Raw genomic sequence first — 14,453 nt, 5'->3', positions numbered from 1 at the left:
AATTTAAGTATACATTGATGATAATCAAAGACATTATTAGCAAGTTTTTTTATTAATTGATGAAAATATATGACCTACAAACTGTTATTTGTTGATGATGAAAAAGATTTAAAAGAATTGATTTTTCAAAAATTCCGCAAACAAATCAAGAAAGGAGAATATCAAGTATTATTTGCTTTAAATGGTATAGAAGCCCTGGAACAAGTATCATCTCATCCCGACCTCGATTTAGTAATTACCGATATTAATATGCCAGGTATGGATGGTTTAGAATTACTTGCCAAACTCAAGGATATACAGCCAAACTTTAAAACTATCGTTGTTTCTGGTGGTGGCATGGACAATATTCAAAAAGCAATGGACACAGGTGCTTTTGATTTTTTGACTAAGCCGATGAATCTTTCCAAATTAGAGCAAGCCATCAAAAAAACTTTATTCTTTAGCCAACAAATTAACGAAAAACACAAACAATTACAACAAGTAGAACAACAACTAATTCAGAGCGAAAAAATGTCCGCATTAGGACAGTTAGTTGCAGAAGTTGCCCATGAAATTAATAATCCTCTGAGCTATATTTCTGCTAACACTAAACACGCAGCAGAATATCTCAGAGATATTTTTGAACTCTTAACTTTGTATAAGCAAGAAATTCCCCATCCAGGAACAAAAATTACAGACAAAATAGAGGAGATTGATCTAGAATACTTGATGGATGACTTACCAAAATTATTTGTTTCTATGCAGAATGGAACAGAGCGCATTCGTGATATTAGCGATTCGTTAAGAACTTTTGCGCGAGCAGATAATCACGCAAAAACTAGTTTAGATATCCATCAAGCAATAGATAATACTTTATTAATTCTTAAGCACAGGCTTAAAGCTAATTCAAAACGTCCTCAGATTAAAATTATTAAAAATTACGGTAATTTACCATTAGTAGAATGTTATCCCGGACAAATTGACCAAGTATTAATTAACCTTTTGTCTAATGCTATTGATGCTCTGGATGAAAGTAATCAAGGATGCTCCTTTGCCGATATTCAGAATCTCCCCAATCAGATTACAATTAATACTAGTCTTAGTGAAGATATGCAGTCGATATTAATTAAAATTCAAGATAACGGAGTCGGAATACCGATTGAAAAGCAAAACCAAATATTTGACAACTTGTTTACAACCAAACCTGTAGGAAAAGGAACTGGGTTAGGATTATCGATTAGCTATCAAATTATAGTAGAAAAACATAATGGAAAGCTTTGGTGTGAGTCTTTACCAGGAGAAGGAGCAACGTTTGTAATTCAATTACCAGGATAAAATTAAAAAATTAGGATACTCCCTTTTGAAATAATCCAAATTAATGAGACGTAGCACTGCTACGTCTCTACACCATCTATATCTATCAATAAAACTGCCGCATCACATAATCAATAGTCGCCCAAAAGGGAGCATAACTCTCGCTTCCGTCTCTCTCTAAATAAGCTTCAGCTAGCTGCTTAACTTCCTTTTCTGACAAACCTTGTGTTGCTTGTATAACTCCTTCAACTGCTTTCCGACGCATTTTCTTCAACTTATTAATATCTAGCGCTAGCATTTTGATGGTAGTTTCGGCAGCTTCCTGATGTTCGGGATCTTCTGTTGGTAAAATCTCTCCTGCTCCCGTATATCTGAAGTAGCTGCTGCAATTAGGATCTAAAGGCGAAATCATCAACTCTTCGTCGAACCAACCACCTTTTTTATGTCCGCAATGTACTGGTTTAGTTGGTCTTTGTTCGTCTTCTCCCTGACAGGATGAAATTAAGTTGCTGTAATCAAATGTCAGATGAGTATATTTGCTTTTTGGTCGGTAATGTTCGATATGGCATTTTCTGCGACTAATTTTAATCCCGCAGTAACAACAAATGTAACCTTGTTCGTGAAGTATGGAATCGTAAGTGTCATTTTTAACGCTACGATTGAAGGACTTCCACTTTGTATTTGCGCTTACTTTTTTGTTGTAAGCTGCTAAACTTTTTGGCTGCGGTCCTTTTTCAATATATTTCATTTGTTGAGAATTTCCTTACGTCGAATCAGTACATCCGCTCGAACAAATTCCGGTTCGTCGTCGCCAATTTCTGATGCTAATTCTTCGCGTAATTCTTTCGCACCTTCTAAATTCCCGTCGTCAATAAATCTGAATAATTCTTGTAAACTATCTTTGATTTTTTGAGGTCTTTCAGGAACTTCCATTAAGTCTTCTAAGATGCTATTGCTGTCTCTTCCGTAGGAACCTTCAGGACTCATAATAATCAGTCCTTGTTCTTCATCTCTTTCTAAAATGAAGACTCCCTCAGCACGAACGTGACTAATTACTTGTGGTGAATGAGTGGTAACAATAAACTGACAGTTAGGAAACGTTTTTTTCAACGCTGGGATAATATCTCTTTGCCATCTAGGATGTAAATGCAACTCAATTTCGTCGATTAAAACAATACCATCACCTAGTAATGGATCTTCAAGTCCGGGATTTGCAATTGCTAATCTCCGAGCTAAGTCTCCCACCATTGCCAGCAAGCATTTTTCTCCGTCGGATAGCTGATTAACATTCAGTTCTCTATCCTGTTTTTTCACGGTCATTCTTAATGGAGAACGACGGATTCTTAAGTTAGATAAACCTGTAATCAAAGAATAAATTGCTTGTCTGACTGCTTCTAATTGATGGTTAACAAAATTAGAATCATCTAGTCTTTGTTCGTTTTCTAAATCTTCTAGCTTTCTAAACCATTGGAAGAAGCTATTAAAGTTTATTTGTACGCTGTCTAAGGATTGCTCGTAAGCGCTTGCACGTTCGTTAGAATTCTTTTTACGACCTCTCAAAGGAATTTCAAGTACGGCGCGATTTACGCCATAATGAACAATAACTGGTAAATTAAATTCAGAATCATTTTTTAATTGTTCGTGAGTTTCGTCAATTAATTTGCGTAACTCGCTTAAATCGCTACCGACAGTCTTACTACGCTTTTTTCTTTGCTTAGAAAGACACCAAGTTACTTCACCTTCATCAGTTTCAACTGTAATCTCGTTACGAGTTTCTTCACTTCCGGTAGAAATATCTTCTTCCTGAAATAATCTTCCCGAAGTTGTAGGAAACTGAACTGGTTTTGTATAACGAGATAATAGAATTGCAATACATTCGAGAATACTGGATTTACCTACACCGTTAATACCAATAATTACATTCGGTTCATCTTCCTGGAATTCCAGCGCCATATCGCCAATTCCTCGAAAAGACTGCATTTCAATACGCTTAATTTTCATACTTTGAGTTAAGTTAAAATACTTAGAATTATCTGTTCAATAGAAGACGTACTTATTAGTAAAGATAGCTTGATTATCTTTCTCTAGTTGCGACATTAGTGTTCTATAAAACCGATATTTAATTAAATAAATTAGTTAAATCAATTTGTTTAAAAAGAAATAATCAATTGACTAAATCAAGATTAAGTCTTGTAGCCTATAAAACAAAAAATATAATTTATGAAATCGAAATAAATGATGTATTTAAGTTACAAATTAGCTATCAAAAACTTGACCAAATTAATAACAGTGATAAATTAAAGCTGCTGCTTAAAGCTCATATCCGAATTTATACTCTATTTAATTTAGTTAGTCTGTATTTTATAATTCCATGCCGCAAGAAAATCAAGATATACAACCATCTTCTACTCAGCCATCCTCCTCTCCAGAAAAACTTCCATTCTGGAAAACATTGTTAGTGAAAGTTTTACGAGGTACTAGTGGATTATTAGAAACTACCGCAGACAATTTAGAAACCGAACCCACACCCGGTAGCGAAGAGAAATCAGGTTTTTTACAAAGGCTTCAGCAGCTTTGGATTGGTATATTAGGAAAAATTCGGCTTATTGTACCAGTACAACTATCAGCAAAATTGTCAGATACAGCTTTGACGGGAATTATCGGTGGATTAGCGGTAATCATATTTTTGGTAACTTCAAACGCTTTTGAACGCAAACCGTCACAAGTAGCTGCCGTTGCCACAAACACAGACATTCCACAGGTAGTATCTACTACTGAACCAAAATCTATAGTGCCAGAGAAAGAAACTGTTTCCCTACCACCAGAAGAAGAAACTGTTTCTGCCACACAGACACAAAAAACTTCTGAGCCAATTCAAGAAGAAACTGTATCCGAGCTAGAAGAAGAGATTCCATCTGTTATCAAGACGCAAACAACTTCTGAGCCAACTAAAGAAGAAACAGCATCTAAGCCAGAAGTTGAAATCCCACCTTTAATAGAACAAAAAGCTCCCCAAGAAGAAACTGCATCTGAGAAGGAGACACAAAAAACTTCCGAGCCAATTCAAAAAGAAACAGCATCTGAGCCAGAAGTTGAAATCCCACCTTTAATAGAACAAAAAGCTCCTCAAGAAGAAACTACATCTGAACCAGAAATTGAAATTCCACCACAGGAAGAATTAGAAATCACACCGTTAACACCAGAAGAAACCTTGATAGCAGCAATTCAAAATCAAGTTGGTGAAATCAGCCTTAATTTTAAAGGTTCTAGCTCCAGCGATCGCACTTTTTCAGAAATCATAGAATCAATTCAAGCCAACTTTTTAAACAGTAATCTCACGATTAAAATTCGCAATAATTGGTACAGCTTAGAAAAAAAGCAACAAGACAAACTAGCCGCAGAAATATTACAGCGTTCCCAAGAACTAGATTTTACCCACCTAGAAATTACTGATTTGCAAGGTAAACTCATAGCCCGCAGCCCAGTAGTTGGAACCGAAATGATAATTTTTAAAAGAAAGTAAGGAATTGGGCATGGGGCATAGGGCATTGGGCGTTGTTAATTGTTAATAATTTTATTCTTCCCCCTCTCTCCCCTCTCCCTCCTCATCTCCCCATCTCTCCCAATCCCTTGTTAAACTAATAGTTGTCCCTTTGAACCAGTAATTATGCTAAGGCGTTCTAAATTCGAGACAACTCAATCTCAAATCATGCACCGTGCCGAAGATTTAATCAGTGCGGCTTCCAACCGCTATCGGATTACAGTTCAAGTGGCAAACCGCGCTAAACGCAGGCGTTACGAAGATTTCGACAATACCGAAGATGTATTGATGAAGCCTGTATTACGCTCGATTATTGAAATGTCCGACGAATTAACCCAGCCAGAAATCATCGGCGAAATGTAATACAGTTAGCAGTGAACAGTTATCAGTAGATAGTAGGTTGGGCTAAACGCAGAGCAACCCAACACTATTGTTGCAAAGTAATTGCATTGAAGAAAAGTTAAAGCTTTATGATGAACTGTAACATCATATTGTTAACTGCTAACTGCTAACTATTCATTTTTCGATGAAATTAAAATACAGGCTACTTACAGCCATTATCGCAACTGGTGCGGTTATCCTAACTTCGCCGTACATAAATTTAAATACAAATATATTCGGAATACAACCTACTGTTGCTCAGACAATAGCTTCATCAGATGCTTGGCGAAAAGTTTATCAGCAGTTGCCTGAATTCCCCCGAGAAAACAAATATGTTAGCAAAAAGACTCGCAAAGTCTCCGAAAATCAAACTTTAGCTCGTCGTCTCATACGCTATCACGTTTATATCAAAGGCAGAGCGCCTAATACTCGCTTAGATTGGAAATTAACATTAGCCGATTATCTAGGCGCTAACGAAATAATGTATGATGCTTCCTATCCAGGTTCTAAGACTTTAACAAAAAACCCAATTGATGGCGATCGCGCTGCAATCAAAGCTCTCAATCGCTCCGAGCGCAACACTTTAATTCAAACTTTGGTTAACATATTCAATCAAAAATAAATAAAATATTAGGCATCGGGTATTGAGCATTGGTAGTTGGTTATTATTATCTCCATCTCCTTATCTCCCTATTCCCCACCCTTCCCCATGCGCGTACTCAAAAAAGGAAACGGTTGGCGTATCGGCGTTAATCCAGTAGCAAGAGAATTTAAAGGTTTAGTAGGTACGGATGAATGGGCTGTTGAATTAACGGAAGCCGAGCTAAATGATTTTTGTCGTCTGTTAAGACAGCTTGCAGACACTATGCAGCAAATGGAATCGGAATTGATGGATGAAGAAAAAATTGCCTGCGAAGCAGAAAGCAGTTTGCTGTGGATGGAAGTAGAAGGTTATCCCCATGCCTATAGTTTACGTTTTATTCTCAATTCAGGTCGTGGCGTTGAAGGTAAATGGGACTCCACTGTCGTTCGAGATTTAATTCAAGCCGCAGCTATGCTCGATGTTTTTTGAACTAAATAGTTGTTTCGTTTCAATTTTGTGCTAATATACTAAAGTTAAAACCCCAAGGATTTAATATTTCTACAAGGAAAAATTTAAAATCCTATTTTTAAAGTCCGATTTGCGGGGCGTAGCGCAGCTTGGTAGCGCGCCACTTTGGGGTAGTGGAGGTCGTGGGTTCAAATCCCGCCGCTCCGATTTGATTGAATCTATAATATTCAGATAAATATCTCTATGGCTAAATGACTTTAGAGTAATATTTCATCTTTTGACTGCCGATCAAATAATTTTGCATTTGATACTATTCCTGCAAGTTTTTACTGCCGCATTAAATAAAATGCAGCTTTTGATGAAAACAGGAAAAATTGATTTTTCTTATTGCTCCATTTAATCGGGAAATAAAATCTGACTAAATTATAGTCAATTAGAAGCTTCCTATAGAACTGTTCCTCGAATATCTTTTAATAAATAAAATTAAATTATACTCGATTGAAATTAGTATTAATAAAAATTTACATTAAGAAATCAACACTTTTAGAATCTGAGAATAGCTGAAAACCCCCATAATATTAAACATATTCAAGATTTTTCTAGTTTAAATGTCAAATGAAAACGATTCTCACTGTGAAGCTTTATCGTTAATCCTTATACTCTGGGAAATTAATGAGATAATAGAATCGTGAGGAAACGAACGGAAGATATTCGATTGCAAAAGGGGAAAAATTTATGATTAAGAAACTTTTGGTTGCTCTAACTGTAGTAGCTCCCCTGCTTTTTACTAGCTCAGTGAAAGCTGAAAATCCGCAGCATGTTCAAAAGCTACTTGAAACTAGGGAATGTGTAGGTTGCGACTTATCAGGAGCGAATCTACGAGGCTTGCATTTAATTGGTGCTGATTTGAGAGGAGCAGATCTTCGGGGAGCAAACCTCGAACACGCTAATCTAGAAGGTGCTGATTTGACTGGTGCGAATTTAGAAGATGCTAAATTAACCTCGGCATTCTTAACCAACGTTAATTTTAAGCAAGCTAATTTGAATGATGCCAATTTAGCCAGTGCTAAAATTTACGACTCTAACGTATACGAAGCATCCATGGATGACATTAACATCACTAATGCCGAAATATTCCATACAGGAATTGGTATTGGTGGAGAAGCAGTGGATGGTAATGCTAATCCTTTTCCAGATTGGGATTAAATTTATTTGTCAGGGATTCTCCGAAAGCCTATAAATAATTAACTTGTGAATCAATAGCTGGAAAAATATTTAAATATGTATCGCTAGTTACCTCAGCTATTGAACTACCAAATACGCAACGAAAAAATAATAATTAGCAAAACTCCGATTTCTATTTTGATTTTTATAGAAATCGGAGTTTTTGATTTTCTGTAATGCCATTTTGGCATTGCGGAATTAAGCGAATTATATTTACCTACATTTTGTAGTCAGTAGGAAACGATTGTAGAGACGTTGTAATCCAACGCCTTAAGCAATTTAACAACAAATTGCCCAATGCCCAATTCTAAATTCTCAATCAACCAGTATTTCTCATGCCCGCAGCGATTCCGTTAATAGTTAAAAGCGCCCCTCGGAGCAATTCTCCTTTACTGTAGCGCGAGTGAATGACTCCAGAACTCGCATTGTTTTTACTATCACGTAAACGCTTGAGTAAAGATACTTGGATAAACCCTAAAGGTACAATAGTACCATTTCTTAATTGTACGGAACGTTGTAAAACTGGATCTCCATCCAAGAGTCTTTCGTGCCCGGTGATTTTCAGCACTAAATTTCTCGTCAGATAGTACTCGCTAGAAATCTGGTTGAATACTCGATCGAAACGCTGCTTATCTTCATCTTTAGATAGCTCTTCTACATAATGCCGTCCCATTTGTAAATCGACTTTAGCCAAGGTCATTTCTACCTTAGAAATAACCATTTTGAAAAACGGCCATTTTCTGTAAAAGCATTGCAATAATTGAATGTGGTCTTCTGGAGCTTCATTAAGAAACTCTTGCAACGCCGTACCTACTCCATACCAAGCAGGTAGCAAAAATCTAGTTTGCGTCCAGCTAAATACCCAGGGAATTGCACGCAAACTGCTCAAGCCTTTCTTACCCGACGGACGACGAGCCGGACGAGAACTAATTTGTAACTGACTAATTTCTTCTATGGGGGTAACTTGATTGAAAAAGTCAATAAAATCCGGTTGTTCGTAGATTAAATCTCGATAATGAGAACGCGATCGCGCTGCTAATTCTTCCATGATTTCGTTCCAAGGTTCGATATCGTCAAACCCGGCACGCAATAAACTGGCTTGAATTACGGCAGTGGTAATTGTTTCGAGATTGTATAGTGCTAAATCCGGTAGGGAATATTTAGAAGCTAAAACTTCACCTTGTTCGGTAATTTTTATCCGACCGTTAATACTTTTGCCCGGTTGCGCCAAAATTGCCTCATAAGCTGGTCCGCCGCCGCGTCCTACGGAACCACCCCGTCCGTGGAATATTCGCACGCCCAAGCCGTATTGTTCTGCTATATGCTGCAAAGATTTTTGGGCTTTGTGAATCTCCCAGTTACTGCTGAGGAAGCCAGAGTCTTTATTACTGTCAGAATACCCCAACATGATTTCCTGTAAGTTGGGATATAAAGGAGAACTTTCGCCTTCTTGCTTTGTTTCCTTGCCTTCCTCGTAAACTTCATATCCTCCGGCAAGTAAAGCGCGATATAAAGGAAGAGAAAACAAGTCTTTCATTACTTGTCTCGAACGCTGTAAATCTTCTACTGTTTCAAATAAGGGTATGACTCGGATTGTACCTACAGCCGTTCCGGGGTCATAAAGTCCTGCTTCTTTAGCTAATAACAATACTTCCAGCACATCGCTGACGGAACGACACATACTGATAATGTAAGTTTGGCAAATGTTGCAACCAAATTCTTTTTGCAACGAATGCACTAAGCGCATCGTCTCCACGATTTCGTTGGTTTTATCCCCAAACGGTAGCTGAGCGGGAATTAGAGGTCTTCTTGTTTGCAGTTCTTTAGTTAACCAAGCAATTTTTTCTTCTTCTGGTAAGTCATCGTACTTTTGGTCTAAAATTCCTAGATATTCGAGAATTTCGCCGATTGCATCGCTGTGACGAGTTGATTCTTGCCTAATATCTAATTGGGTCAAATTAAAGCCAAAAATTTCAACTTGTGTCAGGAGATTTTCCAATTGCTGACACTTTAAACCCGTTTCTGACAAGTTGCGTTGAATTAACCTCAAATCGGCTAAAAATTCTGAAACAGAACGGTAAATTGGAGCTTTATCGTCTTTAATGATTTCCCGCTTCCGCAATGCTGAATTACGTTCCCGCGTGTTTTCTAGTCTTTTTACGACATAAGCGAGCTTTAAACGATAAGGTTCTTGACGATAGCGTAATGCTAATTCATCATAAACTTCGCTCATCTGGGACTGTTCAATTTCCAGAGATTCTAATAAGTCAGGTAGTACGTCGCTCCAGTGTAGCGATACGCTGAGTAATTCAATTAAACCCTTAGCAGAATCAATGTATTTGTTTAACACCATATGGCGTTGATAGCAAGCAGTCTGCCAAGTAATTTCCGGTGTTACGGAAGGATTTCCATCTCTATCGGAACCTACCCAAGAACCAAACTGGCAAAAGCTTTTACTAGGTGGCTCAAGTCTCGAAAAAGTCGAATTTAATGAGTACTCCAGACGCTGGTAAAGCTGAGGAATTGCTTCAAATAAAACTTCTTGGAAGTAATGCAGCGCGTAGTCTACTTCATCAAGTACGCTTGGTTTAAATTGATGTAGTTCATCGGTACGCCACCACAAACGTATCTCTTCAAGCAATTGAGAGCGGAGTTGGGTTGTTTCCCAAGAATAAACTCCGGCGCTAGTATTACCAGAACGTTTTTCGGATGCATCCAGATTTTGTAGTAAATCTACAACTCGTCGCTGTTTTTCTCGGATGGTGGGACGGACAATTTCAGTGGGGTGAGCCGTAAACACCAAACGCACATCCAATTGTGCAATTAACCGTTGAATCTGTGCCGGAGGTACGTTTAACTTGAATAATTTGGGAAATAGTTCGGCAAATGTCCCTTTGTCTTTTGAATTTGGTTTGGCTTGCCAACTTTTGACTAGTAAATCTGCATTAACGCCGCTGTTGAGATGAACATCTTCAACCTGTTGATTGCTCGAATAAATAATAGGCGGTAAAGTTTCTTTCTCTCCAGATCGCTCTTCTTCTTCGTAGCGAGTTAGCTGCTGTTTTTGTTCGTAATCCTGTTCTACGATATTTATTAATTGAAAATACAAAGCAAATCCACGAGCCGCTCTAATTGCTTCATTAATGCTCAAATTTTCAATTAAGCTTGATACCGAAGAAGCTTGGTTATCAGTTGCTTGTCCTTCTGGAGAGCATAAATCGCGTAGTTGTCTGAGGAGATCTACCATTTGTTGTCCGCATTCTTCACGGAGAACTAATTCCCACACTTCCTCTACGATTTGCAGGCGATGGCGCAAAAACAAATCTGATGCGGGGTAGATATTTACTGCCTGAGCGTCAGTGTATAAAACGGTACTCATATCCTCGCTTTGTATTAGAACAGATTACTGTTGATGATTTTTTGTGGTTGTGAACCCATAAAAAATTTTTCCCTAGAAAGGGTTAAGACTTCTTATACTGGGTTTTTGTCTGAGTCTTCGGAATTTGAAGTTGGGAAATCAAGCATTGGTAGACGCTCGCCTCGAAAGATTTCTTCGCTGGCTTGTCCTAATGCTACAAGTGCTTCGCCTGTAGCTTTTTCTGCTAACACTAATGTTAAGACAGAAACGGTACCCGAAAACAATATGAAGGATTGGGGAATCGAAAATAAGCCTAAATTTAATTGAGCTTGAGATGATTTAGAATTAACTGTTTGAGAGGACATAGATATTTTTGACTGCTGTAAGATAAGTTAAATAAAACACAAAACTTTATATGAGAGAGCGATTATCGTTTGTTACGAAGTTAATATGGGCTAATCCAATCAGCCTTCCAAACAAATCGGTAAGAGAAAGGAGATAACAAGCTGCGTATTGTTCCTTCCTAAATCTCGCGCTTAATAATTTCGATGATTCTAGTTTACTAGCTGTTGCCAGCTAACCGCGTCCGCTCAATCCTTTTTCGTCAACTTGCGATGAAAACAGCCTTTCTAGAAACCCAACAATCACTAGCACAGTGGGTAAGCCAAGCAACAGGGATAAACTCTATAGGGGTAAAAGTCCGGTTGCGAGGAAACGACCTGCATATTCTTTGCGAATCTCCATCTGGCCCTCCGAGATGGAACACTTTATCGGATTTGCTCAAAGCTTTACAACAAACTGATTTAGATGCTTTAACAAAAAACGAACAACCTTCAATATACCAAGTTTTCGTTTACGGCAAGAAAAAAAACGAAAAACGTCCCGAATGGTGCCACAAGGTTTATCTGAGTCAACTTGATAAGCACTTAGAAGAAGTTAAAACTGCACTTTTACAAGTGGGTGCGCCTCCGGGAGCGTTAATTTTATCTAATGAAAGTTTGGCTCGTCAGGGAGATCCAAATGCCATTGCTCGTTATTTGAGCGAGACTTTAAGTACTTTAGGAGTAGCCGTCCAAGTTAAAGTCAAAAGGCAGAAGGCTTCTGCCGACATTGCTAGCAATAAAGGTCGATTGTGGGTTTTTTGTCAATCAAATTACACCCCAGATCCATCCTTGATTGCAGAGCCTGTAGCAGCGAAGTTAAGAAATCTGAAGCTATTAAATTATCGAGATGCAGTAATTTCTACACAAGTTGTCGGCGAAACTCAACCAGATTGGCTGCTGCTAATTGATTTGACACCCCCAGAAACAATGCTCAAGGAATGGGCGCGATGGGGAGATGTGCAAGCAATTACCAGGATTTTAAATATTAGATTTAATAAGTCTCAGGTAGAAGTACAAGCTTCTTTACAAGATTCAACACTACATATATTTTGTACTCCTGGTTCTCAATCTCCTGAAGATGGGGTGATTCCCGCTAAAACTTTATGTTTGGACAAAATTATTCCTCAATTAGAAGCATTAGCTCCCCAAGGAATATTATCAGCAGCTATTTATGGACAAAAAACAGTAACTTCCTCTCAACCCGCTTGGATTGATTGGCAGTCTTTACCGGCGAAACAACATCCCGCTTTAGCATCCTCGGCAATGGAATTAGCTAAGCTCGGCGATATTGAAGCAATTACTTTTTTAATCCAACGCTTGCTCAATCCCAATTTAGATCGGCGTTTAAAGACTGGTGGTATTCGCGTAATTTTGGCGCGAAGAGAAGATTTATTACACATTATGTGTGATGCTCCCGTATGTCCGGCACGCAAACAAGTAGCCGCCAAAGTTATCAATTTTGTTAAGCATTTACAGTTAGATAATCTTGCAGGCGTGCGCGTTTACGGGAGGAGAGCCGGTAATAAAAAACCATTTTGGCAATCCGGCATGGATTTCCAGCAACGCCAGCGAGTAGTACCCGAAGCAACTCCAGAATTTGCAGCGACTTCTGCTTACGTGCAGGAATTGTTACCCAACGATAATGAAACTGTATTACGTCCCGATTTAACACCAGAAGAAATTCATACCTTTATTGCTGATATTGCCAAGGATTGGGGTGAAACCATCAAAAATGGATTCTTAAAAACCCAGCTTTTTGTTGACAAACAGCAGGTATCCGAGCCCAATTCAGAAACAGGAGTCGGTAAGGTTGCTTTAATTTGGGGTGCCCTAGGATTATTATTGACTCTGCAAACTGATTGGGTATTGGGAAAAATCTTGACTTCATCTGCACCCCCAACTTCACAAATTGCTCAATCACCGCCAGCAACCGCTGCAACAGAGGAAACAACAGCTTTTCTTGCTAATAGTACAGAATCACAATCTAACGCTAATGGTAATTCAACCTTTAACAGTTCTGGCTTCACCGCAAACAATAAACCATCGAGAGGTAAAGCAACAGCAACAGCCATTCTCCTAGCAGCGCGATCGCAGCTTCCCAGTTTCAATGCTCGGCAATTAGATGAACAATTAGCGCTATACAAACAGCGTTTGGCAAAAAATGGCGTACCACCGGATGTATTAATTATCGGTTCTTCCCGTGCTTTACGAGGTGTCGATCCAGATGCACTTTCTAAAGCTTTAGCAACGCAGGGTTATACGGATATTGACGTATTTAACTTTGGTATAAACGGTGCCACAGCCCAAGTTGTAGACTTTATAATTCGTCGCGTACTCCAACCAGCAGAACTACCAAAAACAATTATTTGGGCGGATGGTTCTCGTGCTTTTAATAGCGGTAGAAACGACGGTACCTTTGCCGCGATCGCAGCATCTCCGGGTTACCAATATGCACTTTCTACATCTTTAGCAAGACAAGATTCTCAAGATGCTCCACCAAAAACCACAAAAGAAGCAGAACTAGCTAAAAAAACAAATAATGGCAATCAAATTATTAACGATAAATTAAACGAAGGATTTGCTACGGTTTCAAATTCCTACGAAAAACGCGACCAAATCAAAGGTCAACTCAACAAAATATTTAAATCTTTACCGATAATTAGCGCTCTCAAGAAAGTAGATTCTTCAGAAGATTTAGCTAATATTTCCGAAGATGCTTCTAATTACGCAGTAGATTTTGATGGGTTTTTACCATTATCTATCCGCTTTAATCCTAAAACTTATTACAAAAAACATGCCAAAGTCGCAGGTAATTACGATAAAGACTATCAAGACTTTGAACTACTTGGCGAGCAAAATGAAGCTCTGCAAGCAGTACTCAACTACACAGAAAAACGAAATATCAATGTAGTGTTCGTAAATATGCCTCTAACAGCAGAATATTTAGATCCAGCACGTACAAAATACGAACAAGAATTTGAAAATTACATGCTGGATTTATCAAGCCGTTCCAACTTCATTTACCGAGACTTGAGTCAAGCATGGCCAAAAGCCAATGACTATTTTTCCGACCCCAGTCACCTCAACCGTTACGGAGCCTACGAAGTATCCAAAAAACTCGCTAAAGACCCAATGATATCTTGGAGTGGTAAGTAGAGAAGATGGTAATGGGTAATGGGCATTGGGCATTGGGCATTGGGCATTGGTAATTTCTAACTTGCT

The 14,453-nt window shown here is 38.4% G+C and carries 11 protein-coding genes and 1 tRNA gene; 8 read left to right on the top strand and 4 right to left on the bottom strand.

The window, feature by feature from the left end; all coding sequences use genetic code 11:
• The first annotated feature begins 69 nt into the window (after positions 1-69).
• Positions 70-1,314, top strand: a complete 1,245-nt coding sequence (locus tag RIV7116_RS09595; protein WP_015118099.1) for an ATP-binding protein — start codon at positions 70-72, stop codon at positions 1,312-1,314.
• Positions 1,315-1,399: 85 nt separating this feature from the next.
• On the opposite strand, the gene RIV7116_RS09590 is transcribed toward RIV7116_RS09595, so the two are convergent.
• Both RIV7116_RS09590 and RIV7116_RS09585 read right to left on the bottom strand, forming a co-directional pair.
• Positions 1,400-2,041 (bottom strand): retron system putative HNH endonuclease, encoded by a 642-nt coding sequence (locus tag RIV7116_RS09590; RefSeq protein ID WP_015118098.1) that lies wholly within the window; start codon positions 2,039-2,041, stop codon positions 1,400-1,402.
• Complete coding sequence (locus RIV7116_RS09585; protein WP_015118097.1) at positions 2,038-3,294, bottom strand: AAA family ATPase; 1,257 nt, start codon at positions 3,292-3,294, stop codon at positions 2,038-2,040. The genes RIV7116_RS09590 and RIV7116_RS09585 overlap by 4 nt, the downstream gene beginning before the upstream one ends.
• 370 nt (positions 3,295-3,664) lie before the next feature.
• Between RIV7116_RS09585 and RIV7116_RS09580 the strand changes: the two genes are divergently transcribed.
• The 6 genes from RIV7116_RS09580 to RIV7116_RS09555 all read left to right on the top strand — a co-directional run bounded on the left by RIV7116_RS09580 (position 3,665) and on the right by RIV7116_RS09555 (position 7,472).
• Positions 3,665-4,816, top strand: a complete 1,152-nt coding sequence (locus RIV7116_RS09580) for a hypothetical protein (RefSeq protein ID WP_015118096.1) — start codon at positions 3,665-3,667, stop codon at positions 4,814-4,816.
• A 144-nt stretch (positions 4,817-4,960) separates the two neighbouring features.
• Positions 4,961-5,197, top strand: a complete 237-nt coding sequence (locus RIV7116_RS09575) for a DNA-directed RNA polymerase subunit omega (RefSeq protein WP_015118095.1) — start codon at positions 4,961-4,963, stop codon at positions 5,195-5,197.
• Positions 5,198-5,360: 163 nt separating this feature from the next.
• Positions 5,361-5,837, top strand: a complete 477-nt coding sequence (locus RIV7116_RS09570) for a hypothetical protein (RefSeq protein WP_015118094.1) — start codon at positions 5,361-5,363, stop codon at positions 5,835-5,837.
• 87 nt (positions 5,838-5,924) lie between these two features.
• Complete coding sequence (locus RIV7116_RS09565) at positions 5,925-6,287, top strand: DUF1818 family protein (protein ID WP_015118093.1); 363 nt, start codon at positions 5,925-5,927, stop codon at positions 6,285-6,287.
• A gap of 112 nt (positions 6,288-6,399) precedes the next feature.
• Positions 6,400-6,473, top strand: a tRNA-Pro gene (locus tag RIV7116_RS09560).
• 528 nt (positions 6,474-7,001) lie between these two features.
• Positions 7,002-7,472, top strand: coding sequence for a pentapeptide repeat-containing protein (locus tag RIV7116_RS09555; protein ID WP_015118092.1), 471 nt, complete (start codon positions 7,002-7,004; stop codon positions 7,470-7,472).
• A gap of 337 nt (positions 7,473-7,809) precedes the next feature.
• On the opposite strand, the gene ppc is transcribed toward RIV7116_RS09555, so the two are convergent.
• Together ppc and RIV7116_RS09545 are read right to left on the bottom strand one after the other, a co-directional pair.
• Positions 7,810-10,869: a phosphoenolpyruvate carboxylase gene (gene ppc / locus RIV7116_RS09550; protein WP_015118091.1), complete on the bottom strand. Its 3,060-nt coding sequence runs from the start codon at positions 10,867-10,869 to the stop codon at positions 7,810-7,812.
• Between the two features lie 92 nt (positions 10,870-10,961).
• Positions 10,962-11,213 (bottom strand): hypothetical protein, encoded by a 252-nt coding sequence (locus RIV7116_RS09545; RefSeq protein ID WP_015118090.1) that lies wholly within the window; start codon positions 11,211-11,213, stop codon positions 10,962-10,964.
• A gap of 249 nt (positions 11,214-11,462) precedes the next feature.
• On the opposite strand from RIV7116_RS09545, the gene RIV7116_RS09540 reads away from it, so the two are divergent.
• Complete coding sequence (locus tag RIV7116_RS09540; protein ID WP_015118089.1) at positions 11,463-14,387, top strand: D-alanyl-lipoteichoic acid biosynthesis protein DltD; 2,925 nt, start codon at positions 11,463-11,465, stop codon at positions 14,385-14,387.
• The last annotated feature ends 66 nt before the right edge of the window (positions 14,388-14,453 follow it).

It is taken from the genome of Rivularia sp. PCC 7116 (assembly GCF_000316665.1).
In the GTDB taxonomy this organism is placed as follows: Bacteria; Cyanobacteriota; Cyanobacteriia; order Cyanobacteriales; family Nostocaceae; genus Rivularia.
This window is presented reverse-complemented; position numbering and strand designations above follow the sequence as displayed.

Coding starts and splice junctions, on each gene's coding strand:
- RIV7116_RS09595 (WP_015118099.1), top strand. CDS start 70: ATGACCTACAAACTGTTATTTGTTGATGATGAAAAAGATTTAAAAGAA.
- RIV7116_RS09590 (WP_015118098.1), bottom strand. CDS start 2,041: ATGAAATATATTGAAAAAGGACCGCAGCCAAAAAGTTTAGCAGCTTAC.
- RIV7116_RS09585 (WP_015118097.1), bottom strand. CDS start 3,294: ATGAAAATTAAGCGTATTGAAATGCAGTCTTTTCGAGGAATTGGCGAT.
- RIV7116_RS09580 (WP_015118096.1), top strand. CDS start 3,665: ATGCCGCAAGAAAATCAAGATATACAACCATCTTCTACTCAGCCATCC.
- RIV7116_RS09575 (WP_015118095.1), top strand. CDS start 4,961: ATGCTAAGGCGTTCTAAATTCGAGACAACTCAATCTCAAATCATGCAC.
- RIV7116_RS09570 (WP_015118094.1), top strand. CDS start 5,361: ATGAAATTAAAATACAGGCTACTTACAGCCATTATCGCAACTGGTGCG.
- RIV7116_RS09565 (WP_015118093.1), top strand. CDS start 5,925: ATGCGCGTACTCAAAAAAGGAAACGGTTGGCGTATCGGCGTTAATCCA.
- RIV7116_RS09555 (WP_015118092.1), top strand. CDS start 7,002: ATGATTAAGAAACTTTTGGTTGCTCTAACTGTAGTAGCTCCCCTGCTT.
- ppc (WP_015118091.1), bottom strand. CDS start 10,869: ATGAGTACCGTTTTATACACTGACGCTCAGGCAGTAAATATCTACCCC.
- RIV7116_RS09545 (WP_015118090.1), bottom strand. CDS start 11,213: ATGTCCTCTCAAACAGTTAATTCTAAATCATCTCAAGCTCAATTAAAT.
- RIV7116_RS09540 (WP_015118089.1), top strand. CDS start 11,463: ATGAAAACAGCCTTTCTAGAAACCCAACAATCACTAGCACAGTGGGTA.